Here is a 24,815-nt window from a genome sequence, read left to right on the forward strand (position 1 = left end):
CAGGATAGCACGACGAACGATGGGAGGGGGGTCATACGGCATGGGGCAGAAGCACAGTCATCACCCCTCCTCTCTCACCCGGACGGGGGATGAAAGCGCCCCCCCTGATAGGCGTGACGATGGCATTGACCCGCCGCGTCTGGACCCGTCCGAGGCCATGAGCTGTGCTCTAGACGCAGCCCGTGATGCGGCCTCACGGGGCGAGGTGCCCGTGGGTGCGATCGTGCTTGGGGCAGATGGACAGGTTCTGGCCTGTGCCTCGAATGAGGTTGAGCAAAGGCTCGACCCCAGTGCCCACGCGGAAATTCTTGCGATGAGGGAAGCGGCGCGGGTGCTCGGGTCGCGGTCGCTCGCCTCGTGCACCCTGGTCGTGACGCTGGAGCCCTGCCCCATGTGTGCAAGCGCCATGACGCATTTTCGCCTTGGACGGGTGATTTATGGTGCCTACGACCCCAAGGGGGGCGGGGTCGATCATGGACCACGTATTTTTGAGCAACCGGCCTGTCTGCATCGGCCTGAAGTGATTGGCGGGGTGCGCGAGCATGAAAATGCTGAATTGCTGAAGAAGTTTTTCATAACATTGCGGGAATCGCGCGCGTCCTGAAACGGATTACCACGTTTTTACGCGCCCCTATTCTGGACGAACCGAAGGACGGTTCATAAGTTCTCTTGATCACACCGCACCCTGATGGTGCCAAAGCTGGAAAGATCATGACTGACGCCATGCCTGTTCGTTTGACGCCTTCACGCACATTCCGTTCACTGGCTCTGGTTGCAGCCACTGCGCTGTCCATCGGGGTTGGTGCCTCGTCTCCCGCCTGGGCAGAAGGGCCGATCACGCCCCAGACCCAGCTTCAGACGCTGCCGAATTTCGTCAATCTGGTGAAGCAGGTGAAGCCTGCTGTCGTTTCCATCACCTCCCACATCCGCGCCGATGTGGCCGAGCAGGAAGAAGGCGGCGGCGGTGGCGGCCAGCAGATGCCGCAGGGCATGCCCTTCCCGTTCCCCTTCCCATTCCAGATGATGCCGCAGCAGCAGCAGCCCCGTCGCACTGTCGAGGCCCGCGGCTCGGGCTTCATCATCTCCAATGATGGTTATATCGTCACGAACAACCACGTGGTGAACGGTGCCACAAAGGTTTCGGTCACGCTGGACGATGGCACGACCTTGCCTGCCAAGATCGTGGGTCGTGACCCCAAGACCGATGTGGCCCTGCTCAAGATCAAGCCCAACGGCAAGCTGCCTTTCATCGAGTTGGGCGATTCAGACAATGTGCAGCCGGGTGAGTGGGTTGTGGCTGTGGGTAACCCGTTCGGTCTCGGTGGCACGGTCACGGCGGGTATCGTCTCGGCGCGCGGTCGCGATCTGAATGCCGGACCGTATGACGATTTCATCCAGATCGATGCGCCAATCAATCATGGCAACTCGGGTGGTCCGCTTTTCAGCCAGAATGGCAAGGTGATTGGTGTGAACGCGGCCATCATCTCGCCCTCAGGCGGGTCGATCGGCATTGGCTTTGCTATTCCGTCCAACACGGTCAAGAGTGTGGTGGACCAGCTCCGCACCTCCGGTCACGTCACGCGTGGCTATCTAGGTGTGCTGATGCAGCGCATTTCACCCACGCTGGCGCAGGCTCTCGGGCTGAAGCCGAGCGAGCCGGGGGCGCCGCCTGAAGGGGCTCTTGTGGCGCAGGTCACCAAGGGCGGCCCGGCCGACAAGGCTGGCCTGAAGAGCGGTGACGTCGTAACGGCGCTGAACGGGGCCAAGATCAAGAGCGTTCACGATCTAGTCGTGCATACCGTCTCGATGAAACCCGGCACGGATGCGACGCTGACCATCCTGCGTGACGGCAAGAGCCAGACCATCACCGCCAAGATCGGCAATATGCCCAAAGATGGCGAGGGAGCGGATTCCGGCGCCGGAGACGATAGCGGCCAGACCAATGGCGGCAAGATCGGTATTTCCCTCGCACCGCTTTCGCGCGACATGCGCCAGCAGCTTGGTGTGGATGACACCGTCAAGGGGGCGGTGATCAGCCAGATCGTTCCCGGGTCACCTGCCGAACAGGCTGGTGTGCGTCCGGGTGACATCATTCAGGGTGTTGGCAATACGGCCGTCGACAACCCCCGCGCTGTGCTGACCGCCGTGCGTGGTGTGCTCAGGAACAAGCAGCCCGTGCTGCTGCGCGTGCTGCGCGATGGTCAGCAGATCTTCATTGCCATCGCTCCGGGCGGCAGCGACAGCGATGATGACAGCAATGATGACGGCAACTGAGTGCGTCAGACGCTCCATGCCTGAGCGGCATGGGGAAAACAGCCCTCGTGAGGCTGTGAGAGACTGAAAAAAGGGGCGGGGTAAGCAAACCCTGCCCCTTTTTTCATAGCGGCAGGGTCAGGGCCGGTCGCGCAGGATTTGCGACGATGACCGGGCTGCGGCACAGTAGCGGCATGACCCGTATCTTCATTGATTCCGATGCCTGTCCGGTCAAGGACGAGGTCTATCGCGTGGCCGGGCGCTATGGCCTGCATACGCTGGTTGTGGCCAATCGCATGATTGCCCTGCCTGACTCCCCCCTGATCGAACGTGTTGTGGTTGAGGCCGGCCCTGATGTGGCCGATGACTGGATTGCCGAGCGTTCAGTCGAGAATGATATCGTGATCACCGCCGATATCCCGCTCGCCGCACGTTGTGTCGAAAAAGGTGTGCATGTTCTCGACCCCAAGGGGCGTATGCTCGATGGCGATGCCATCGGCATGGCACTGGCCATGCGTAACCTCATGACCGATCTGCGTTCGGCAGGGATGATGACGCCGGGTGGTGCTGCTTTTGGCAAGGCCGATCGCTCGCGTTTCCTCTCCGCACTGGATACGCTGGTCAACAAGGCGCGCAAACCGCGCCTGCGCCCCATGACCCTGCCGCCCAGCTAGTGTCCGGGCGAAATTATCTCCCTCGTGAAAAAGCGCTGAGCGATCCTCGTTCGTGACTCCCTCTCCCCGTTACCGGGCCCTTCAGAAACAGGATCTGCGGGAATGAAAAAGATCTCCTTTTCGGACGCTGGCCGACTCATGCGCGAGAGTTTCCGACTGGGCTTCCTCAACCGCACGGATGTCCTGACGCTGTCAGGCGGTCTGATCATCGCAAGTTGTCTGTTTGCGGCGATCAGACAGACGAACTGGCCGGACGGGATAACAGGTCATGGCGTTTCAGCGCATTTTGAGCCGCTGATGCTGGGTGGTCTCGACACGATCGCGATGTGGTTTCTGACGCTCACCGTTACCCGGGCCAGTCTGACACCCTGGCAAGGTGTCAGCCTCTGGCGGCTGGACCGGGGCGCATGGCAGTCACTGGGCGTCAACGTGATCGTTCAGGGCCTTCCGACCGTACTGACCCTGCTGGCGGCCTCCAGCCTCAGTGATTATGTCAACGGAAACGCGGGTTTTCCGGCGAAGGCAGGGGGTATGCTTTTCCTGTGTCTGCTGGGCGCTTTCTGGATCTGGCTGATCGTGCGCTGCCTCATGATGAGCTATGTGGCGTGGGAAAGCGGGCATGCAGGTTTTCGGATCAGGCGCAGCTTCGAGGCGATGAAAGGGCATGTATGGAGCTACGTGTTCTGGAATGTCGTTATGGCCATCCCTTTCGCTCTGGCGACTGTTCTGCTGGAGAAAATCACCGCCAGTTCTCCCCCTGGCACGTATCTGATAGCGGGATGTCTTGTGGTCGCGACCCTGATCGCTGCAGCGCACCATGTCGTCTCCCGCAGCTTCGATCTGCGCTTCTTCCAGGCTCTCGCGCTCGACCGACCCGAACAGACCGGGACAGGCAATCTTTTCGGGCATTCATGAACTCAAAACCAAAGATGGCCAAATTCTTACATTTGTGTCATCTTGATCCTGTGGTCAGATTGTCCCCCATTCGGCTGGCTGAACGGAAGGATGGTGCATGACGACCTATGCCTTCTTGCTGACGACCTTGTTCTGGAAATGACCGATTTCATGACCGCTTCGATACAGGATACCGCCCGGGAAACAGCGCCGGATGAACATCTGGCCTCGCTCCTTCTCGATGCCCGGCGCACAAACAAGCCGCTGCATACCGTCCCCGAGACCATCGTTCCCATCAATCCCAAGGCCGCCTATGCGGTGCAGGACGTTGTAGCACGCGCATTGAGCGCGTCGGGCAAGGGGGAGATCGTGGGATGGAAGGTGGGCGCAGCCACACCCACGGCGACTCCGGCATGTGCACCGCTGCACCGGGCAACGGTGTTCGAAAGCGGACATGATCTGTCTCCGTCCTTCTGCCGCTTTCATGGCGTTGAGGCAGAGATTGCCTATTCCTTCGCGAAAGATCTGCCTGCGCGTGAGACGCCCTGGACCGTGGAAGAGGTGGCCGGAGCCATCGGGGGCATCCACGCTGCCATCGAATTGCTGGATACGCGTTTCGTCGCGCCCGATACACAGCACAATCTGTCGCATCTGGCCGATCAGGGCAGCCATGGCGTGCTGGTGGTCGGGCGTGGCGTTACCGAGTGGCGCGACTTCACCCCCACCACCCTGCCCATGACCATGCTGGTGAATGGCGAGAAGCGCTACGATCAGAAAGGTGGCAACAAGGCGGGCGACCCGCTTCGTCTTCTCACCTGGCTGGCCAATCACGCTATCGAACGCGGACGCCCGCTCAAGGCTGGCGATGTGGTCACGACAGGCTCGACCATGGGCACACTGTTTCTTGAAGATCCGGCCGAAATCTGTGTTGCCTTCGAGGGGCTTTTCCCGGTCGAAACCCGCATAGGTGCGCCCTTTCGCAGCTAAGCGCGTTGGCATGGATCATACCGGCCACGTGTGGACTCATCATCGGCGTATTCTTCGCGTCACGCCAAGGTGATGCACAAAGTGGTCGGGTTCTTCCTAGGGTTGCAGGATCTGCAACCCGCATGACGGACGTATCATGGCCACCAAGACAGATATTCTGATGATCGACCCGATGCCTGCCAGCTTCAACGAGCAGCTTGGGTCGCCTTTTCATCTGCATCAGTTCACCTCGCTGGAGGCGCTTGGGCCGCTGGCTGAGCGGATAGAGGGTGTGACAACCGGTGGTGGCAGTGGCCTGCCACGCGCCATCATGGATGCCCTGCCCAATCTTAAAGTCATCTCGGTCAATGGCGTGGGTTACGACAGGATCGACCTCGATGAATGTCGCCGCCGACAGATCCGTCTGGCTACGGCTCAGGGCGTGCTGACTGAAGATGTTGCCGATATGGCCATGGGTCTGATGCTCGATACGATGCGGGGCATCACGACAAGTGATCGTTTCGTACGCGCCGGGCGCTGGGGCCATGAAACCGTGCCAAACTCATGGACGCTCAAGGGGCGCAAGCTGGGCATTGCCGGGTTTGGGGCCATCGGCAAGGCCGTGGCCAAGCGCGCTGCCGCCTTCGACATGACCATCGCCTATTTCAGTTCGCGTGAGCAGAGTGACACACCTCAATACCCGTTCTATCCAGATTTGCGCGTTCTGGCCGAATGGGCCGATGTGCTGGTGCTGTGTGTCTCGGGCGGCGCGCGCTCTTTCCATATGATTGATCGTGAGATGCTCGAGGCGCTTGGGCCGACCGGCTTCCTCATCAATGTGGCACGCGGCAGCGTGGTGGATGAGGCCGCATTGCTCGAGGCCTTGCAGACCGGGGCCATTCGTGGTGCCGGGCTGGATGTTTTCGAGCAGGAGCCCAGGATGGATGAAGCATTCTGGGCACTGGATAACGTGGTGCTTCAGGCCCATCGGGCGAGTTCGACCGTCGAGACGCGTCACGCCATGGGGCGTCTGGTGTTCGACAACCTTGCCGCGTTTTTTCAGGGCAAGCCGCTTCTGACGCCAGTGCTCTGACCGGCCCGGTTTTTACGATCAATACGGCGCGCCCTGCCTGAAAGATCCTCCACGCTCGTTCGACCGGTGCGAAACCGGTCGAAATGGAGGTTTTCCCCCGGTTTTTTGGGCTGCGATGCGCTGGGCAGGAGATAGACCCGGTCATCCGGATCATCGAAAAGGACGATATGGTTCTGGAAGAAATCGGTTCCGAGCAACCCCATGCCGAGATCGTCCTGAGCATAGACCGACATGTGATCGAGTGATATCGCCCCCATATGCATCGACCTCACGGTTGTGCGCTTGAGGTGCGAGTGAATGGTGCCGTAAAGCGCGACGCCGGAATTTCCTGCCGGGTCAGCAGGATCGTCCTTTACCGGGTCGAGCCATATCGCCGGTATCGTCGTGACCGGTGTATCGGCATCGAGCACGAAATCACGGGCCACACCATCAATGCTGACCGGGATCAGCCCTTTTCCATGTAAAGGCAGGGCCTGTGCTCCAGCGCCGATCAGAGCGGCGGGTGCAGAGCGGCACGCCGCATCACGGCTGAACCGGATCAGTGCGAAGGCGCTATGGGGCATATCCACCAGCACGGCGAGATGTGAGAAAGCTTCGCGCCCAATCACCCCGATCAAAGGCCGTGAGCCGATCTTCTGGGTTGGATAATCCTCAAGCTGGATCATGTCCGGCGTTCCCATATCGAGGGGGCCTATTGCCAGCTGTCCTGCCTGAATGATGGGCTGAGGGTCAGTGTAGATCCCATTTGTCGTGATCATGCCGGATCGGTGGGTGTCGTAAGTGTCGAAGCCGTCCATATTCCCGACATAAAGCTTGTCGAAGCCATGAGAGAAATACAGAGCGATGGGGCGGCCATTCAACGTGGCAGGGATGATCGGTGAGTCGCCCGATCCACCCAGAAGCGGCAAGGTGACCGCGCCTTCGATGCAATCGGGCGGTGCCGGTTGCCCCTGGGCTGAAGCCTCTCCCGCAAGACAAGAGACAACGCAGAGTGGGAGGACAAGGCAGAAGGCCCCACGCATTACATGACGAATGAAGGAACACCGCGCCAGTATATGCAGTATGGCGCCTGCCACGCTCATCTGAGCTGGCTGTCCTTGCTTCCGCGGCGATTGATTCCTGTAAAAACCGGCCTTCTGTCGCGCTCGGACTGGCAATCAATGCAAAGCCGCACGCCGGGTAAGGCCTTTTGCCTGGCGGCAGGAATGTCCTCTCCGCAATTCACACATTCGGCGCAGCTCTCGCCATGCGGCATGGCCGCACGTGCACGGCTTACCGCATCGGCAATCGTATCATCGATCTGATCCTGAACGGCTCCATCGGGAGCCCAACCCGTTGCCATCAGCCTGATCCTTTTATTCTGAACAAGACAGATGTTGGTATTCTATCTCCCGCTCTCAAGGCCCGTGCACAATGCGCCTTTCAGGCTTTCAGCACGCGTGCAGCCCTGTGTCGTTTGCTGGGCCATGCCTCGATAGAGGTCACAAGGCCATCATGTGCCCTCTGGTTGGTATCTGCTCAATTCAGGCCGGGTTGGATCCCTGCACCAGAATATATGGGTGTGAGCGGCCATGTCCCTGAAGGGGGACGGATCATGAGGTCCTCCCCTTCGTTTCTCAGAGTATGAGGAAAGCGCAGCGCGCTTCCTTTCCCTGATCTCTGATGACGTGAGGGCAGGAAGTGGACCACATGGTTTGGATAATCGAAAAGAACGACGTGGTGCTCGAAGAATACTTGCCCAAGAACGCCCCCGCTGTCGTCACCGGATGAACCGGAGCCTGCGCTGCCCTGCAGATGAAAAGCTGTCCCGGCGATTTCGGAAATTGCCGGCAGGGTGATCGTTTCATCACGGGGGGATGGTGGCGCAGGCCACTCGCCCGAAACGCTGCGATCCTTCTTAATGTCAGGTGTCGTCATCCAGGTGGCAGGCAGGGTGTTGAATGCTGCGTTTGGGTCCAGTGCCAGAGACCGCCTTACCCCGTGCAGGGTAATCTGCGCGCGATGCTCTGCGCCGAGCGGTAGATGCGTTTCACCGGGGCCGAGAAATCTTGCGGCAGCCCCTTCGCAGGATTTGTCTGAACTGAAGCGAATAAGTGCGAACGCGCTATGCGGAATGTCCATAAGGACCGCCAGACCATCGAATTGATGTGCGCCGATCACCCCAATCACCGGGCGCAAACCGACGGAGCGCATGGGGAATTGCGGCAATCTGACCATGGAAACTGTTCCCAGATCGAGTGTGCCGAGCTTGAGCTCTCCTGTCTTCATGAGGGGGGTATCGCTGATTTGCGCACCATCCTGCACAATCGTCGTATGTGTGCCGGTGTCACGACCGCCGTAAGCCGCGATATCGCCGCCATAAAGCCCATCGACGGTTGTCGAATAATAGAGAGCGACAGGTTTTCCCTGCATCGTTGCCGGGAGAACAGGCGCATCGCCCAGCCCACCAAGAATCGGCAGGGTGAATGCGCCCAGAATACATGAGTCAGGCTGTGCACGGGGATGGCTTGTCAAAACAAGCAGGCTGAGTATTGCGCAGAAAAAAGCAGATAGAACCTGTTTCATCGCGGCTATCATCCTCGCTGCTGCGATCACTGATCCAAGCCGTCGGTAGATCTGACAACGGCTGGTGGATCAGTGTATCTATGCCAATCCTCTGTCCGGAGCCGCTTCCCGGGCAAGCCACATTGTCGTGCGGGATCATCGAGCCGCATGACAATGGGGCGTTGGATCCGACCGGGTCATTGAGCGCCCATGTGGTTCCGGCTGCTGCGATCTTTTCACTGCGGTTTGGCAAGTGTGTTCGGCAGGTCTCCTCTCTGGTTCCTATGGACCGCCGCGTTGAGGAGCGCGACTTGTCACGGCGCCGGAAATAAGCCGAACCCGTCTCCCTGGCTTTCGTTCACGACGCTGAGAGGGAGGGAAGAGCGTGGAACGTCTCGATCAGGGGAATGGCGCTTCGGTGGTCCGGGCGCTTCCTAAGCAGGAACTGCTCGATTCAGTTCAGGCAGCGGCTCATCTTGGGCTCACACATGGTCTGTTTAGAACGTTGCATTTCTTCCGCTGTGGCCCGGGTGTGCTGACAATCCGCTCCCAGCGCCTCTATCGACGTAGTGAACTGGACAGGCTGCGAGAGCAATGGTGCGTATCCGTTCTGGTCCGCGCTGAGGACAGGCTGAGCCCCGCCGCCGACATGGAGGACAGCCATGCCCCCCGGTCACCTTACACCTCTCGCCCTCTGCCCTATCGGCTCGATCCCCTGATGCGCATGCTGGCGCTGCGCGCCATACGGCATCAGATCGTTATTTCAACGTTCTGGGTGATGGGGATCATTGGTGGGGCAATCTGCCTTATCCTCTATTGAACGGTCAGAGGACCGAAAAATCCCGATATTCAATGGTTTTCAAGGACTGATGCTCATGCGCTCCCGTCTTCCTGCCATCACGCTTTACGGCTCCCTTGCCTGCAATGCAGCACTTCTGGCACTTGGCAAGGCCAGAACCGGCAGGGCGGTCAGAGGGGTTAATTGCACCGCTCACTGGTTGAAGGGAGATGATGCCGCCTCGTGTGACGAGGTGGATCTGATTCATTCCGGCACCGGTGCCGCCACCAATGTGGCAGCCGTGCTGTTCTGGGCCGTGCTGTACGATCGGGCACTGGGAAAACAGCCGGGCCTGTTCAGGGCGCTGTTGGTGACGCTGGCTCTTGGTCCGGTTTCAGCCCTGGTCGATTACAAGGCGACCCCAAAGCGTTTCACCCCCGGCTGGGAACTGGTCTTTTCAAAGCGGGATATGGCGCTGGTCTATGCGGCCATGGTGACGGGCATGGCTTTTGGCGCCACACGCCGCCGGAAGGACTGAACCAACGCCCCTCAGAACGTTCCCGCCTCGCCTGCGATCAGGCGGGGCGCGAGAACATGACGGGTGCGTACCTGCCGAAAGGCTCCGTCAGGCTGTTCCGCCAACTGTCAGCCCGGCCAGTTTCAGTGTGGGCTGACCCACACCCACGGGCACGCCCTGACCCGCCTTGCCACATGTACCAATACCGGGGTCCAGCGCCACGTCCTGACCGATCATGGAAATCTTGTTCATGGCATCGAACCCGTTGCCGATCAGGGTTGCGCCCTTGACGGGGCGTGTCACCTTGCCCTCCTCGATCAGATAGGCCTCCGACATGGCAAAGACGAATTTTCCCGAGGTGATGTCCACCTGTCCGCCCCCGAAATCGACCGCATAGAGGCCCTTTCTGGTCGAGCGGATCATCTCTTCTGTTGTGGCATCACCGCCCAGCATGAGGGTGTTGGTCATGCGTGGCAGCGGCGCATGGGCATAGGACTGGCGACGCCCGTTGCCGGTCGGCGCCACGCCCATCAATCGGGCATTCAGCCGGTCCTGAATGAAGCCGCGCAGGATGCCATCCTCGATCATGACCGTGCGACCCGAGGGAGTGCCTTCATCATCAATGGTAAGCGAGCCGCGCCCTTCAGCCAGCGTTCCGTCATCCACCACGGTCACGCCGGGGGCGGCCACGCGCTTGCCGACCATATTGCTGAAGCTCGACGTGCCCTTGCGGTTGAAATCACCCTCCAGCCCGTGCCCGACCGCTTCATGCAGCAGGATGCCGGGCCAGCCCGGGCCGAGTACGACATCCATTTCGCCAGCGGGTGCCGGGCCGGCCTCGAGACTTACCTTGGCGCGGCGTACCGCTTCGTCCACCGCTTCCTGCCATGTTTCGCGCCCCAGCAGGCGTGACAGGCTGTAGCGTCCGCCCATACCGCGGCTGCCACTCTCGCGACGTCCATCGCGCTCAAGCACCACCGACACATTGAGCCTGACGAGGGGGCGCAGATCAGCTGTACGAAAGCCTGAATCGCGCATGATCTGTACCGCTTGCCACTCTGTCGCGATGCTGGCCGAAACCTGCACAACTTCGGGCCCGAGACCACGCGCATAGGTGTCAATCTCACCCAGTACGGCGGCGCGCGCGGCAAAATCCGTATCGCTCAGGGGGCTTTCAGCTGCGTAAAGACGGCGGTTCGTGGCCTGCGGCGGCGCGGCAAGCGTGCCGCTGCGCCCCTGACGCACGACCGAGACCGCACCTGCTGCACGCTCTAGGGCGCTTTTGCTGATCTCGTCGGAATGGGCAAAGCCGGTTTCGGGACCGATGACGGAACGCAGACCGAACCCCGATGACGTATCGAAGCTGGCGGAGCGTATCACGCCGTCATCAAGCACAATGGACTCGCTTTCGCGATATTCGAGGAAGAGCTCGCCATCCTCGATGCCCTCAAGCGACCGGCTGACGATTTTCTCCGCCTCATCCCGCGTCAGGGTGCTGTCTGCCCGTTCGAAAAACAGGCGATCGGTCACAGCAAGGGCAGAAAGGGGCGTGGCGTCGGCGTGAGAGGTCATGATTCCCAAAAGCTCCTTCTTGAACCCAGACACATGGCCTCTCCGCCCTTCAAATGCGAGGGGAAACCCGACAGAGGGACAAAAAACATCCCTGATGGCCGGGTTGGTGGTGTCAGGTTGGTAGCATCAGCTCTGGCGGGCCAGACGGCAGAATCCGGCTACGACGATCATCAGGGCGGCCAGCATGAGGAAAGCGCTGGAGAGGCTGGTGGCATGAGCGACGGCACCTACAAGGGCCGGTCCGGCCAGAATCCCGGCATAGCCAAGGGTGGTGATGGCGGCGACGGCGGTCGAGGCTTTCATGACCTGCTGTCGCCCGGCGCAATTATACAGCACAGGCACGATATTGGCGCAGCCAAGCCCGATCAGGAAGAACCCCGCCAGTGAGAGCGGGGCGACAGGGGCCATCACGACCAGCGCAAATCCGCTCCCCGCGCAGAGCCCGCCCAGACCCATGATGAGCGGACGCCCGCATAGTGCAATGACGCGGTCGCCACTCAGTCGCCCAAGGGTCATGGCCGTCGCAAACACGGCGTAGCCCCAGCCCGGTTGTATGCCGAACGAGGGTCGCCCCTGCAGAAACACAGCCCCCCAGTCGAGCACCGCGCCCTCGGCCAGAAAGGCAATGCCCGTCAGGAGTCCCAGCACCCAGACCAGCCCACGGGGCAGCGCGAAACCTTCGCCACCGCCCGGTTCGGGCTGATGCAGCAGCCCGGGCCACACACGAAGGGCCAGAACAAACACAAGGATCTGTCCTGACAGGATGATGGACCAGAGCGGCATACCGGTCAGGGTGAGCACAGGAGAAGCCGCGGCGCCTGCGGCACCCCCTATGCTGAACCAGGCATGAAACCCCGAAAGCAGGGGCGTGTCGCTGCGCTGCTCGACCTCCACAGCCTGGATGTTGATGGCTGTTTCCACCGCACCGAGCCCTGCGCCCAGCAGGAAAATGCCCAGCGCCAGAGCGGGCAGAAAACTCAGCCATGACAGGGGCAGCAGTACCACGCTGGCCAGGCCCAGCCCGCCAAGGGCGACGGGACGGCAGCCCCAGCGACCCACCCATGATCCGGCAAGAGGCATGCCCAGTACGGACCCGCAGCCGAGACAAAGCAGAAGCAGGCCCAGGCTGCCATCGTTGAGCCCGCCATGATGTTTCACGACGGGGACAAGGCATGACCAGAGGGCAAATATGGCCCCCGTCAGAAAGAAGACGGTTCGTGTGCTGTTTTGCAACCTCTTCAGCTCTGGCCTGTTCATCATCAAAACCCGTCCTTCAGTGGCATGCATCGTCCATGTCTCAACAGGGCTCTCCAATGCCATCGGACAGCGCGGGTGCGCATGACAAAACAATGCCATGCCGTCCGGGCGAGATCGTGAAGAGCCTGCTGCCCGGTGAAGCCGGGAGCCTGATACGGAGAAGGCAAACCAGCCCCTGAAGGATCGTGTTCACTGAAGAACCGCGCTCAAGGAGAATTCATGACGCAGTCGGGCCATTCCCTTGCTTTCCCGCCACAACGCCAGACCGGAAACGCTGGGCAATGGACGCGTCAGCGCAAATTATCGGCGTCGAAACTGCTTTGTCTGGGCGTGTCCCTGCTCGTTCTGGGCGGAGGTTGGGCGCAGGCTCAGGATAACGGCGCCGGAGCCAAGGCGTCTGTCTCCAGCGCAACGAATCCCCAGACTCCAGCGCGTGTCGATGCAACAGGCACTGAAAAACAAACCCGAAATCCGGATAATGCGAGCAAGGCAAGTGACTCCCCGGTTGCGTCATCAGCGACGCAGCCCGAGAGCACAGGCTCGCAGGCACCATCACGCCGCGTTACGGTAGCAAGCGAAGCCGCACAGTCGCTGCATGTCGCCTCCGTGCCTCAGGATCTGCGCTCGCCTTCCATCGCGCTGGGTGGGCTTTTTGCCGCCATCGGTGGTGCGCATCTGGCGCCCGACTTCAAGAATGTCGCTGATTCGCGCCCAGACGAGGCCCCAGCCGATCTCCTGAACGACTGGGAAACGCAGCGTCATCACCCGGATTTCAATCTGCGTGATTTCTATCAGCAGCATTTCTCGCCGCCGATCAGGCGTGATGTGTCCTACCGTCGCAAGGCGGATGAGAACATCTATGATTATATTCAGGGCATGTGGGGCGTTCTGACACGTCAGCCTGACAAGCCCATGTCCTACTCCTCGCTTCTACCCCTGCCTCATCCCTATGTGGTGCCCGGAGGGCGTTTTTCGGAGCTGTATTACTGGGACACGTATTTCACCATGATCGGTCTGTACGAGACCGGGCAGTGGGATCTTCTGCGCGGGATGATCGGCGATATGGCATCGCTGATCGATCGCTATGACCATATCCCCAATGGCACACGCACCTATTATCTCAGCCGTTCAGAGCCGCCTTTCTTTTCGCTGATGGTCGATCTTCTGGCGCAGCATGACGGGCAGGGGGCCTATAAACGCTACCTTCCCCAATTGCAGAAAGAGTACGCCTACTGGATGGAAGGGGCGGACACGCTCAAGCCGGGGCAGGCCTATCGCCATGTGGTGCGCCTGAATGACGGAACCCTGCTGCTGCGCCACTGGGATGATCTCGATACGCCCCGTGATGAGAGCTATCCTGAAGACGTTGCAACGGCTGCCCGCGCGCCATCGCGCGCACCTGCGGATGTCTATCGTGATCTGCGGGCCGGGTCGGAAACCGGTTGGGATTTCTCGTCACGCTGGCTGGCCGATGGCCATACACTGGCGACCATTCACACGACCGATCTGGCACCCATTGAGGTGAACGCCCTGATGGTGCATCTGGAGCAGACACTCGAACATGCCTACGCCCTGACAGGGCAACGCAAGCTGGCCCGTCTTTATGGTCAGCGCGCCGATGAGCGCGTGGCCGTCATGCGGCGTGTGTTCTGGGACGATGATCGTCAGGCCTTTTACGACTATGACTGGCGCAAGGGTCGCCTGACCGATGTGCTCTCTGCGGCGACAGCCATGCCCCTTTTCCTGCGTATTGCTTCGCAGGATCAGGCGATGGCGGTTGCGGAAACGATCAGGGACAAGCTTCTGCGGCCCGGTGGCATCATGGCGACCGACCATGAGAGTGGGCAGCAATGGGACGCGCCCAATGGCTGGGCACCTGAGGAGTGGATGGCCATAAAGGGGCTCAACAACTACGGCGATACGGAACTGGCTGAAACCATTGCCCGGCGCTGGATGGCGCGTGTGATCGGCACCTATGAAAAATCAGGTGTGCTGCTCGAGAAATACGACGTCGAATCCCCGACAATCAGTGCCACCGGAGGCAAGGGCGGGGGGGAGTATCCCATGCAGATCGGCTTTGGCTGGACCAATGGCACCCTGCTTGGGCTGATGCGTCGCTATCCTGGTGATACGAGCAAGATACTTCAGCGTAACCCGCTTGCCAGCCAGCCGCCTATTGATGTTCTGCCCCCAAGCGACCCCTATAGCGCGGTTGGTCCCGAGGCCAATGATCCAGTGATGGCCCCGGCGAAACCGGCAGGGGATGTCGAGACCGGTGCTCAGGAGAAAACCGCCCATGCGAGCGCCATAAATGGTGACGCGCAGCAGGACGCATCCAAGGTGGCCTCTACTGAGGGGACCGTAGCCAACCCGGCCAAGAAGCCTGGTGAAGCGTCGGATGATGCTGCGGCCAGGGAAGCGGCCAACGGGGCGGCCAATGGAGCGAGCGGTGCAGAGCCCACCCCCCTCGATCAGCGTGTGCCGACCCGCAAGATGACCGCCTATCAGCCTTCCTGAACAGAACTCTGATCTGGGGTCGGTGTGTAGCAGAGAGCCAGACGCCTGAGCGCTTCGTGAAGCACGGCGTCTGTCTTGCAGAACGCAAAGCGTATCAGGTGGCGCGGTGGGGGCGCACCTTCCGGGTCATAAAAGGCCGAGACCGGGATCGCGGCGACTCCGGCCTCGGTCACGAGATCGCGGCAGAACGTCACGTCATCGCGTCCCCGGGCATGGGCGGTAATGTCGGCGACGACGAAATAACTGCCGTCAGCGGGTAGGGTAGGAAAGCCGAGCGCATGAAGCCCATTGGCAAACAGGTCGCGTCGCACGCGCAGGCTGTCGGATAGTTCGGTGAAGAACGCCTCTCCCAGATCCAGCCCCTTCGCGACAGCGCGCTGAAGGTTCGGTGCGCTGGAAAACGCTACGATCTGATGAGCCTTTGCGATGACGGCGGCGAGATCAGGGCAGGCAGTGATGTAACCAATTTTCCACCCGGTTACCGAGAAGCTCTTTCCGGCACTGCCAATGCGAATGGCGCGTTCGCGCATGCCGGGCCGTGTCATAAGCGGGATATGTTTCACCCCGAATGTCAGATGCTCGTAAACCTCGTCACACAGGGCATAGCAATCATGCTCGAGCACAAGCGAGGCGATAAGATCGAGCTCGTCTGTGGTGAAGACCTTGCCGCTGGGGTTCATGGGCGAGTTGAGCAGAAGGAGCTTCGTTCTGGCCGAAAAGGCCGCCCGCAGATCGGCTTCAGGCAGGTGCCAGTCAGGGGCTTCCACCCGCACACAGCGCGGCACGGCACCAAGCATACGCAGCATGGGCAGATAGGTGTCGTAAAGCGGTTCGATCAGCACGACCTCATCACCAGGCTCGATGAGTGCCATCATGCTGACGGCAAGCGCCTCCGTGGCGCCTGCCGTCACAATCACTTCCTGCGCCGGATCGACCTGCAAGCCATAGTCACGGGCATTGGCTCTTGCCACTGCCTCACGCAGTTCGGGCAGGCCGGTCAGGGGAGCATACTGGTTGCGCTGGTCTTTCAGCGCCTCCGCAGCCGCATCAATCAGCGCAGCGGGGCCTTCCGTATCGGGAAAGCCCTGCCCCAGATTCACCGCCCCATGTGCAGCGGCAAGCTGGGACATGGTGGTGAAAATGGTGGTTGGCAAAGAGCTGAGAAAGGCGTTTGGTTTTTTCATGCCGGGCCTGCGCTGGAAAGGGACAGGGCATGATACCGGCTTAATGCGGGGTGTAAAATCGGCCCGATCCCGCGTGCTGTCGCACCTTCATGGTGTCGATGGGGGCTCGGCGTGGTTCCGGCCGTGTGAAAGGGGCGTGGCCTCGCAGTCCTGTCGGCTGTCAGCCCGGTTGAAACCGGGACTCCACCGGTCAAGGCACATCACAGTCGCGTGCGAGGCAGAAAAAAACAACGATAAGGGAGCGAAACGCTCCGATATGCTATTTTTGTTGGTCAGTCATGCGTCGTTTTGCTTCCGGAAAGGGATATGGGGGGTCGGATGGGGCTCGAAGAGGGTCTTTTTCGTTATGTCAGACGCGTAAAAAACCTTTGGAATACTCGACAGTTCGCGAATCCTGTCCTAATCGTTTTGCAGCCGATCAGTGCGGCCCCTTGAGGCAGAAACAGGTAGTTGACAAATGGCGAAAAAAGCTCCAGCCGCGGCGTCCAAGGCTGCGTCCTCCACGATTGCAGCGCCCAAGCCGGGCAAGCCGGACAGCGCCGCTGTAAAGCGCGTTTTCGAGCTGATGCAGGAACACTCCGTCGAGCTGGTTGACCTGCGCTTCACCGACCCGAAGGGCAAGTGGCACCACACGACCCAGTGGCACACCACCATTGAGGAAGACACCTTCGTTGAAGGCTTCATGTTCGATGGTTCGTCGATTGCTGGCTGGAAGGCCATCAACGAATCCGACATGGTGCTCCTGCCCGACCCGACCACAGCCGTCATGGACCCGTTCTCGGCCAAGCCGCAGCTGATCCTGATCTGCGATATCGTCGAGCCCCGCACCGGCAATTTCTATGCCCGCGACCCGCGCGCGACGGCCAAGGCTGCTGAAGCCTATCTGAAGACCACAGGCCTGGGTGACACCGCCTTCTTCGGTCCTGAAGCCGAGTTCTTCATTTTCGACAACGTCAAGTTCGGCACGGGCCCGAATTACGGCACGTATCAGCTCGACAGCATCGAAGGCCCTGACGCCTCGATGAAGGACTACCCGGAAGGCAATATGGGCCATCGTCCGGTGGTCAAGGGCGGTTACTTCCCGGTTGCTCCGGTCGATAGCGAAGGCGACCTGCGTGCCGAAATGCTCTCCACCATGGGTGAGATGGGCCTGCCGATCGAAAAGCACCACCACGAAGTGGCACAGTCGCAGCACGAGCTGGGCACGAAGTTTGCCACGCTGGTGCAGTCGGCCGACTTCATGCAGATCTACAAATACTGTGTGCACAACGTCGTCCATTCCTATGGCAAGACGGCCACCTTCATGCCGAAGCCCATCGCTGGCGATAACGGCTCGGGCATGCATGTGCATCAGTCGATCTGGCGCGATGGCAAGCCGCTCTTTGCAGGTGACCAGTATGCTGGCCTGTCGGAAGATGCGCTGTTCTACATTGGCGGCATCATCAAGCATGCCAAGGCGCTGAACGCCTTCACCAACCCGTCGACCAACTCCTACAAGCGTCTGATCCCGGGCTTTGAAGCCCCCGTTCTGCTCGCTTACTCGGCTGCCAACCGTTCGGCCTCGTGTCGTATTCCGTACTCGGTAGGTCCGAAGGCAAAGCGCATCGAGGTCCGCTTCCCGGATCCGACCGCCAACCCCTACCTTGCCTTCGCCGCCATGCTGATGGCTGGTCTCGACGGCATCCGTAACAAGATCCATCCGGGCGAAGCCATGGACAAGGATCTGTACGAACTGCCGAAGGAAGAGCTGGCCCAGATCCCGACGGTCTGCGGTTCGCTCCGTGAAGCCCTTCAGGCCCTTGAAGCCGATTTCGCGTTCCTGCTCGAAGGCGATGTCTTCACCAAGGACCAGATCGAGAGCTACATCGAGCTGAAGTGGAAAGAAGTCTACAAGTTCGAGCACACGCCGCACCCGGCCGAGTTCGAAATGTACTACTCGGTCTGACCCGAGGAAAAAGCCCGGCCTTCGCGCCGGGCTTTTTTATGTCTGCGCCATTTCTCTCACCCTGCGTGGGTTGGCATGACCTCGGTTGTCAGGCTGTGGCCGTGCTGGTTGGGAGAGGGAAGTGCCAGGTCTTGGCACGTCTCGGATAGCAGCTTACGCAAGGCGCGGTGGGCAGGATCCACATGGGTGCGCTCTCCCCAGACAAGATATTTGTCAAACCCCGGCAGGACGAGCGGCGCAGGTGGCGCGAAAACCGTCAGATCATGACGTGTCGCCAGAAGGCGTGAGGGCAGCACGGCGACAAGATCTGTGCGGGTCAGAAGATCAGGCACCATGAGGAAGCCCGAGGTCGAAACGGCCACGTGGCGTTTCAGGCTCAAACGGCGCAGCGCAACGTCGGTCATGCCCTCGAAGCCGCCTCCGTCCGGCGATACCACCACATGATCAGCCTTGCAGAACCGGTCGAGTGTCATGCTTCCGGAGAGGGCGGGATGCCCAAGACGGGTCGCACAGAGCCATGTCTCATGAAAAAGCTTTTGTGCATGCAGTGCTGGCGTGCAGGCTTCGCTGGCAAGCAACGCCCAGTCGAGAACCCCACGTTCAAGATGGTCCTGCGCTGTCTCCCCGTTCAGGTCATGCAGGGCAATGCGTATGCCAGGCGCCACGACCCGCAATCTGGCGATAAAGGGGAGGAGAACCGTGTGGATCGCATAATCGGTGGCGGCAACAGACAGGGTAAGAGAGGCGGTTGCCGGATCGAAAATGACAGGCTCTGCCAGACTATCGAGCTGAGTCAGAATCGCACGTAATGGCTGGGCCAAGGCAAGGGCACGGGGGGTGCAGACGAGTGACCGCCCCTGACGCACGAGGAGCGGATCGTCAAAGGTCTCACGCAGCCGGGCAAGCATGTTGCTTATGGCAGGTTGTGTGACGCTCATGAGGGATGCGGTACGGGTGACGCTTTGTGTGGTGACGAGCAGGTCGAGTGCACGCAGCTGTGTGAGATCGAGCCTTCCGAGCCTGTCCATAAGAGCTTTCCCCTCCACGAAGGATGTTCGATTCATCACATAAAGTGATGGATTGGATTATCAACCATGATTTTTCATGATGGGACAAATCTGACAGTTCAGGGAGTAGTGAAGAGGAGATACCCCCATGACCCCCTATCCTGTGATGAACGCCATTCTCTGGCCTGAGGGGTACCTACCCGGCCAGGCGGATAATTTCGTTTCCAATGAGTGCATCGTGGCTGACATGTCGTTGCTTCGCGTGTGGGCACTTCTGACCCATCCGGACGAATGGCCCCGCTACTACGCGAACGCCGCCAACCCGCGTATTCACAAGGGCGATGGCCCGCAATTATCGGCAGGATGTCACTTTGCCTTTGAAACCTTCGGTTTCCCTGTCGAGGCCCACGTCACGGAATATGTGGCACCCGAACACGGCAGACCCGGCAGATTGGCCTGGCATGGCTGGGCGGGAGAGAAGGGCACCGAGACGCGGCTTGACGTGCATCATGCCTGGCTTGTCGAGATGCTGGCTGGCAACCGTCTGCGTGTCCTGACGCAGGAGACCCAAAACGGGGCACCCGCCAAGGCACTGGCCACGATCCGGCCCAACCCGATGCTCAATGGCCATCAGGATTGGCTGGATGGGCTGATAAGAGAAGCGCAGGCCTCATTCTGACATCGGTATCCAAGCCAGGGGGTTAATCGTCAATGGCGCAGTTGAGACAGGCCCGAGAGATGACTGTTATCGGTTTGGCGGCATGGTCGATCTGTCGGCAACTCTGGTGCAGGTTCGGTTCAGGGCGTTGCAGCGGTAAGAGGCATAACGGTTCCATCAAGAGCTGAGAGCGTTGCGGCGCTCGCGTCCGGTTAGTGTGCGGCTGTACCCTCAGCAGTCGGATGCGTTCCATCCGTGCGCGTATGAAACCGGCATGTGGGGATCGGAAAAAGGCTGCTTGGCTAGCATCGGGATACATATCGGGCTCAAGTTTGTCTTGTTCTCAGGCCCGTGCATGCATCGAAAGGAATGACCCTTCACAAGTGAACGTGCCGCCGAGGTGCGAGGGGCCGAGCAGTTCGTCATCATCGTTGCGCGGGAAAGATCTTGACGAATCTGCGATTAACGACGAAAAGCATCCCGTTCATGCGCCATGCCGGGTTAGCACAGTGGTAGTGCAGCGGTTTTGTAAACCGAAGGTCGGGGGTTCAAATCCCTCACCCGGCACCATGATCCTCCGAAATTGACGCCTCGCCCAAATCCGACATGTCTCGGTTCCCCCAGGTATGGGCGAGAGGCGAGCTGTCCGGCTCCCGTTGGATTTTCCATCACCTGCGGCAAAGCCGTGACCAGGATTCGCCAGTGTCAGGTCATGTGAGGTGGAAGCGCATCTATGGAGATCCGGATGGTCTTGATGTACCCCCTCCGGGATGATGCATAATGAGGTCTGCCAGCGCAGTTCCAAGGCGATATTGCAGCGCGGCAGAGTAATGTGCCTGATCATGAGCCAGATCAACGACAGGTATTTCAGGTATCGTCGACATTGAAGGCTTGCAGGAACAGATAAGTGCAGGGGCATTGAACCAGATGTTCTCTGTTCCTGCGCTTTTTGGGATGTAGTTTGCTGGATCAAAGCGCTCGGGAGCGTCCCATTGCCCTTTCGTCCCTAGGGGAAGTGGCGGGATCATGATCGGAACAACGCCCAGAGATCGAGCATACTCGGCCAGGGAAAAAGCCGAGATATGTTGCATCATGACTGTCTGAGCCCCAGGACGCCCGCTTAATTGCCCTGATTTCTCATCATAATCATTGGGACTATCAATCGGGATGGTGAGGTAGTCAGGCCGTATGCCCAGATCGAGCAGGGCATAGGCGCGCGCGAGGAACTCCCCGGTTGTCTGCCCGGCCCAGGAAGCATCGACATATGACGTTGGCTGGCCGGAAGCCGTCAGCATAGCTGCGGCGATGCGGCCAAAACCAGCATAGTCGGACGCTGTTGCATAGCCTTGCGTCAGGCTGTCGCCCACGGCCATGAGCGTCAGGCCCGGGGTATGACTGCTGTAAACGAGGCCAGCAACATAAAAGAGGGCCATGTCTCGGGTTGTATTGCTCAGCCTCATGGCTGTTCTGTCAGAATTGACAAAGTCACCCCGGGCGAAACCCCATTCGGCAGTTTCGCCGTGGGGCACAGGCAGGAACCGGCCCGGAACGACACTCCCGTTGGGCGCAGGCCCGGCGAGGTAAGCAACGCTATAGGCATCGTGGGCCGTGACGACTCTGGTAAATACGAGACTGCCAGCCTTGCTATCCGACCGCGGAAGGGAGCGGAGGCGGATCTCGTCACTGAGTGTATAGGACGGTAGTGACGGGCTGGTGGCTGCCGCCAATACGGGGGTACGAGAGCCTGCAATGGTAACCACCGACCAGGTACCGCCATCAGGGCTTGTCATATCCTTCATGGACTGGCTTGATGCGGCGACAATCCCTTCCAGTCTTTGTGGTGTCAGAGCTGTGTTGACCAGTAGCAGTCGTATGGTTTCGAAACGGGTCGGGACGGAGTAGTCTGCCTGATAAGAGTACTGACCTGGGCCCGAGGCATTGCGCACGTTGCTGCCAATCATCAGGGCACGCTGAAAGAGTCCCGCGTCGTGTCCCTGCGCCTGCACTGCTGACCCTGGCTGGAACGTGGCCAGCATTACAGCGAAAAGGAGCGGGACAGAACTCAGGCGCATGAAAGCGACAGAGCCGATTGGCAATGGTCCCTGCGTGCGACAAGGTCTGCAAGACCGGGGTTGATCGCAAGGGCCTTATCGAAGGCTTTTATGGCTTCGCGATATTGCCCGTCTTCTTGCAAGGTAATGCCAAGATGTCCCCAGAGATGGCATTCCTGAGGGAACAGAATGACCGCGCGTTGCAGATAGGTGATGCCTTGCGACGGGGTGCCCATTTTCCGCGAGGCTTCTGCTATACGATGATAGGCCTCAATATGCTCGGGGTTGATCCGAAGGAGCTCCCTGCAAAGGGCAACCACCTTTCCGTGCTCACCTGCAGCTCTCGCATCGATGGCCAGTTCATACATGTGCGAAGGGAGATAGATGTTCTGCGCCCGAAGGCGGTCAATCAGATTTTGTGCCCAGATTGGATGACCTCTGGTGATGACTGCCGAGAGCAGACCGAGCAGGTAGGGTAATTTGTCTTTTTTCTGCCGCCGCAAGATGAGTTGCACATCACGACGATGGTCACTGACGAGCGCACCGAAAATCGCTGAGATCGTCGCTGATCCAGAGAATGCGAAGATCGCGGGATGACCAATATGATGAACCGGGATCGGCTGGGTATGGGGTTGAACGGCCATTATGGCTCGTGCATGCGAGCTGTCAGGAAGGTCAAGCGGGTCAAAGACGATGTACGCTCTGTTCCTGTCCGTTGAATAGCCCGAGTTTGATCTTATCTCCATCGCGTCATGCAGATGGGGCGCGAAATAACGGGTAAAACGAGGCTCGTATGGGGCTTGGGAAGGGTCGATCGACCATTGAGGTGCCACAGCCAGCGTGATGTTGGCGTCGAGTAGTTCAGCGTAGCGAAGGGCTGCGTAGGCACCCATGCTTGCCGCGTATGAAAAGGTGAAGCGATCGACGAGGAAGGGCATGGCTGCTGCGATGGCACGCCGCATGGAACTCTGCGGGTACCAGTGAGGGCCGGTTGCAACGAAGGCTACACAGTTCAGGTCGAGCCGATCGGCGAGATTTTCGCCCCAGAAATTACGACCATTTGCCTGAAACGTAAGTTCTGAAAAGAATATATAGGTGACGTCACTATGGCCCGGCCTGAAAAAAGCCTGGATGTGTTCGTCAGAATAGATAAGAGGCATTTCAGAGCTGTTCCATGAGACAGATTTATCGCAAAACCGTCATATTTTGCCTGTTTTATATAACAAATATTAAAAATTCGCTGTAATCAACACGATGTTAAATTCTCTACTTTACATGACAGGATTACGCGGGATGCCTTTATGTCTCATGATATTCCAGCAAGTTTGAACATACGTCCATATCAGCGGGTTGAGGGACGAAACACTGCCTGACATTCCTTTGATGTGGTCACATCTCGCTGTCCTCTCGTGGCGCACCGCAATGCCAGCGCTTGTGCCTGGAACCAAGGCGGCGAGAGTTTTGAAAGGAGAGACGTAATTTTTCTCGCGTCTCTCTCGTCAGACGAGCGGACAGAAAGGCGATAGGCTCAGGAAGGGCATTAGATATTTCAAGAATTGGCAGATCGCTGCGTCATGATGATGATGAGTAACTCAGGCCTGGATCGAATCATTGTGCCTGTATCTATCCGAAGCCTCCAACGCGTAGATAGGTAGCGCTTGTCGCGCATCAGTTGAGCGGGACAAGATGCTGCGAGCATATAATCGCCAATCTATATTATAAATATGTTTGAAATATTCATCAACAATTAAATAAAAGTTATGAAGTAAAAATATGATATTATTATAATTCAACCTAAATAAACGTATCAGTCGCAATATGGAAAGTACGATAGTTCTATTACGCAGGATCTTGCTTCGCTGAGTTTGGGATTAATGTGTCGCTCCTCTGATCTTCAGTGCAGCATCGGCAACTCGGCCAGAGCCGGTTTGGCGTAGATATAGCCCTGCTGGAGCGAGATACCCAGATCAGAAAGAATGCTTGCCTCTTCCGGGGTCTCAACGCCTTCACAAATCGGGGTGACGTTGAGTCCTTCGAGCATGGCGATGGTATGGCGCATCATGACCTGCTTGACCGGGGTGGAGTCGATGGCACGTGACAGGCCCATATCGAGCTTCACGTAATCCGGCTGGAAGCGTGAGAGCAGGCTCAATCCGGCATAGCCAGCACCAAAATCGTCAATGGCCGTCTTGAAGCCCATGCGATCGTAGGTCTGGAGAATGTGCAGAAGATGCTCGGTGTCCAACGTTTCGTTTTCGCAGAACTCGAACAGGATCCGGTCGGTTGGGAAATCGACGCGCTCCGCCGCTTCAAGCGTCGCGCCGATACAGGTCGTCGGATCGTAGACGGCATTGGGCAGAAAGTTGATGGAAAGGAGCGCACCCTGCTCGGCAAGTCCGAGTTCTGACGCGAGAGTGATGGCTGTCACCCGGCATGTCTGGTCGAAGGCGTAGCGGTTTTCAGGCGTGACGCGTGAGAGGATTTCCTGCGCACTGGCACCGTTCTTTCCACGCACCAGAGCCTCGTAAGCAAAGATCTGCCGGGTTGAGAGATCGACAATTGGCTGGAAAGCCATGGTGATGGGAACATCAAAGCCCGTACCATCGCTGCAGCCAACGCAAGCCTTGCGTTTTCCACCACCCCAGAATGATGCCATCATCGCGCTACCCTCCCGCATCGACTTCGCGCCATCCCGAACGCAAGTGATGCTCACAAGTTGGTGAATCTGAAACAGGGAGAGCGATTATTTTTGTTACAGCAGACGAGAGGAGGATGGGCTCGTCATTGCAGCTAGTTGGCCAGGCAACATGTAATCACGATAAAAAATATAAGATGGATAATTCCTTTTCCTGGATTTTATAAGATCTAGACGTTCAATAAACGTCCTTGATGATAGAATTTTTAT

21 protein-coding genes and 1 tRNA gene are annotated in these 24,815 nt (G+C 59.0%); 12 read left to right on the top strand and 10 right to left on the bottom strand.

Annotation, left to right across the window (positions count from 1 at the left end; all coding sequences use genetic code 11):
• The first annotated feature begins 157 nt into the window (after positions 1 to 157).
• The 6 genes from ED655_RS00725 (at position 158) to ED655_RS00750 (ending at position 5,880) form a co-directional block, all read left to right on the top strand.
• Positions 158 to 604, top strand: coding sequence for a nucleoside deaminase (locus ED655_RS00725; protein ID WP_122048685.1), 447 nt, complete (start codon positions 158 to 160; stop codon positions 602 to 604).
• Between the two features lie 107 nt (positions 605 to 711).
• Positions 712 to 2,274, top strand: a complete 1,563-nt coding sequence (locus ED655_RS00730; RefSeq protein WP_162993331.1) for a Do family serine endopeptidase — start codon at positions 712 to 714, stop codon at positions 2,272 to 2,274.
• A 173-nt stretch (positions 2,275 to 2,447) separates the two neighbouring features.
• Positions 2,448 to 2,927, top strand: coding sequence for a YaiI/YqxD family protein (locus ED655_RS00735; RefSeq protein WP_122048687.1), 480 nt, complete (start codon positions 2,448 to 2,450; stop codon positions 2,925 to 2,927).
• A gap of 102 nt (positions 2,928 to 3,029) precedes the next feature.
• Complete coding sequence (locus tag ED655_RS00740; RefSeq protein WP_122048609.1) at positions 3,030 to 3,842, top strand: hypothetical protein; 813 nt, start codon at positions 3,030 to 3,032, stop codon at positions 3,840 to 3,842.
• A gap of 90 nt (positions 3,843 to 3,932) precedes the next feature.
• Positions 3,933 to 4,808: a 2-keto-4-pentenoate hydratase gene (locus tag ED655_RS00745; RefSeq protein WP_122048610.1), complete on the top strand. Its 876-nt coding sequence runs from the start codon at positions 3,933 to 3,935 to the stop codon at positions 4,806 to 4,808.
• Positions 4,809 to 4,944: 136 nt separating this feature from the next.
• The gene (locus tag ED655_RS00750; protein ID WP_122048611.1) at positions 4,945 to 5,880 is read left to right on the top strand and encodes a 2-hydroxyacid dehydrogenase; all 936 of its coding nucleotides are present in this window, start codon (positions 4,945 to 4,947) and stop codon (positions 5,878 to 5,880) included.
• Here the strand turns inward: ED655_RS00750 and ED655_RS00755 are convergent.
• The 3 genes from ED655_RS00755 to ED655_RS00765 form a co-directional block, all read right to left on the bottom strand.
• On the bottom strand, positions 5,847 to 6,962 hold the full coding sequence (locus ED655_RS00755; RefSeq protein ID WP_122048612.1) for a hypothetical protein: 1,116 nt from the start codon (positions 6,960 to 6,962) through the stop codon (positions 5,847 to 5,849). The genes ED655_RS00750 and ED655_RS00755 overlap by 34 nt on opposite strands.
• Entirely contained in the window at positions 6,959 to 7,222 is a 264-nt protein-coding gene (locus ED655_RS00760; RefSeq protein WP_062163636.1) for a DksA/TraR family C4-type zinc finger protein, read from the bottom strand. Before ED655_RS00760 ends, ED655_RS00755 begins: the two co-directional genes overlap by 4 nt.
• A 176-nt stretch (positions 7,223 to 7,398) precedes the next feature.
• A complete protein-coding gene (locus tag ED655_RS00765) occupies positions 7,399 to 8,445 on the bottom strand; it encodes a hypothetical protein (protein ID WP_122048613.1) in 1,047 nt (348 codons plus the stop codon).
• Between the two features lie 364 nt (positions 8,446 to 8,809).
• On the opposite strand from ED655_RS00765, the gene ED655_RS00770 reads away from it, so the two are divergent.
• Positions 8,810 to 9,244: a hypothetical protein gene (locus ED655_RS00770; protein WP_122048614.1), complete on the top strand. Its 435-nt coding sequence runs from the start codon at positions 8,810 to 8,812 to the stop codon at positions 9,242 to 9,244.
• A gap of 55 nt (positions 9,245 to 9,299) precedes the next feature.
• Positions 9,300 to 9,740 (top strand): hypothetical protein, encoded by a 441-nt coding sequence (locus ED655_RS00775; protein WP_240993430.1) that lies wholly within the window; start codon positions 9,300 to 9,302, stop codon positions 9,738 to 9,740.
• 87 nt (positions 9,741 to 9,827) lie between these two features.
• Here ED655_RS00775 and tldD read toward each other — a convergent pair whose 3' ends face one another.
• The gene (gene tldD / locus ED655_RS00780; RefSeq protein WP_122048615.1) at positions 9,828 to 11,291 is read right to left on the bottom strand and encodes a metalloprotease TldD; all 1,464 of its coding nucleotides are present in this window, start codon (positions 11,289 to 11,291) and stop codon (positions 9,828 to 9,830) included.
• Positions 11,292 to 11,417: 126 nt separating this feature from the next.
• A complete protein-coding gene (locus ED655_RS00785) occupies positions 11,418 to 12,551 on the bottom strand; it encodes an MFS transporter (protein ID WP_122048616.1) in 1,134 nt (377 codons plus the stop codon).
• 216 nt (positions 12,552 to 12,767) lie between these two features.
• Here ED655_RS00785 and treF point away from each other — a divergent pair, with 216 nt between their 5' ends.
• Positions 12,768 to 15,065 carry an alpha,alpha-trehalase TreF gene (gene treF, locus ED655_RS00790; RefSeq protein WP_122048617.1) on the top strand — a complete coding sequence of 766 codons (2,298 nt, stop codon included), beginning with the start codon at positions 12,768 to 12,770 and terminating at the stop codon, positions 15,063 to 15,065.
• Here treF and ED655_RS00795 read toward each other — a convergent pair.
• The gene (locus ED655_RS00795) at positions 15,053 to 16,249 is read right to left on the bottom strand and encodes an aminotransferase (RefSeq protein ID WP_122048618.1); all 1,197 of its coding nucleotides are present in this window, start codon (positions 16,247 to 16,249) and stop codon (positions 15,053 to 15,055) included. The genes treF and ED655_RS00795 overlap by 13 nt on opposite strands.
• 457 nt (positions 16,250 to 16,706) lie before the next feature.
• Between ED655_RS00795 and glnA the strand changes: the two genes are divergently transcribed.
• On the top strand, positions 16,707 to 18,194 hold the full coding sequence (glnA, locus tag ED655_RS00800) for a type I glutamate--ammonia ligase (RefSeq protein WP_122048619.1): 1,488 nt from the start codon (positions 16,707 to 16,709) through the stop codon (positions 18,192 to 18,194).
• 56 nt (positions 18,195 to 18,250) lie between these two features.
• Here glnA and ED655_RS00805 read toward each other — a convergent pair whose 3' ends face one another.
• A complete protein-coding gene (locus tag ED655_RS00805) occupies positions 18,251 to 19,222 on the bottom strand; it encodes a LysR family transcriptional regulator (protein WP_162993332.1) in 972 nt (323 codons plus the stop codon).
• 127 nt (positions 19,223 to 19,349) lie between these two features.
• On the opposite strand from ED655_RS00805, the gene ED655_RS00810 reads away from it, so the two are divergent.
• Both ED655_RS00810 and ED655_RS00815 read left to right on the top strand, forming a co-directional pair.
• On the top strand, positions 19,350 to 19,880 hold the full coding sequence (locus ED655_RS00810; protein WP_240993431.1) for an SRPBCC family protein: 531 nt from the start codon (positions 19,350 to 19,352) through the stop codon (positions 19,878 to 19,880).
• A gap of 474 nt (positions 19,881 to 20,354) precedes the next feature.
• A tRNA-Thr gene (locus tag ED655_RS00815) sits at positions 20,355 to 20,429 on the top strand.
• Positions 20,430 to 20,590: 161 nt separating this feature from the next.
• Here the strand turns inward: ED655_RS00815 and ED655_RS00820 are convergent.
• The 3 genes from ED655_RS00820 to ED655_RS00830 form a co-directional block, all read right to left on the bottom strand.
• The gene (locus ED655_RS00820) at positions 20,591 to 21,931 is read right to left on the bottom strand and encodes an SGNH/GDSL hydrolase family protein (RefSeq protein WP_122048621.1); all 1,341 of its coding nucleotides are present in this window, start codon (positions 21,929 to 21,931) and stop codon (positions 20,591 to 20,593) included.
• Positions 21,922 to 23,070, bottom strand: a complete 1,149-nt coding sequence (locus ED655_RS00825; protein WP_122048622.1) for a tetratricopeptide repeat protein — start codon at positions 23,068 to 23,070, stop codon at positions 21,922 to 21,924. The genes ED655_RS00820 and ED655_RS00825 overlap by 10 nt, the downstream gene beginning before the upstream one ends.
• 734 nt (positions 23,071 to 23,804) lie before the next feature.
• Complete coding sequence (locus ED655_RS00830) at positions 23,805 to 24,569, bottom strand: EAL domain-containing protein (RefSeq protein WP_346773201.1); 765 nt, start codon at positions 24,567 to 24,569, stop codon at positions 23,805 to 23,807.
• Positions 24,570 to 24,815 lie beyond the last annotated feature (246 nt).

It is taken from the genome of Asaia bogorensis (assembly GCF_900465345.1).
In the GTDB taxonomy this organism is placed as follows: domain Bacteria; phylum Pseudomonadota; class Alphaproteobacteria; order Acetobacterales; family Acetobacteraceae; genus Asaia; species Asaia bogorensis_A.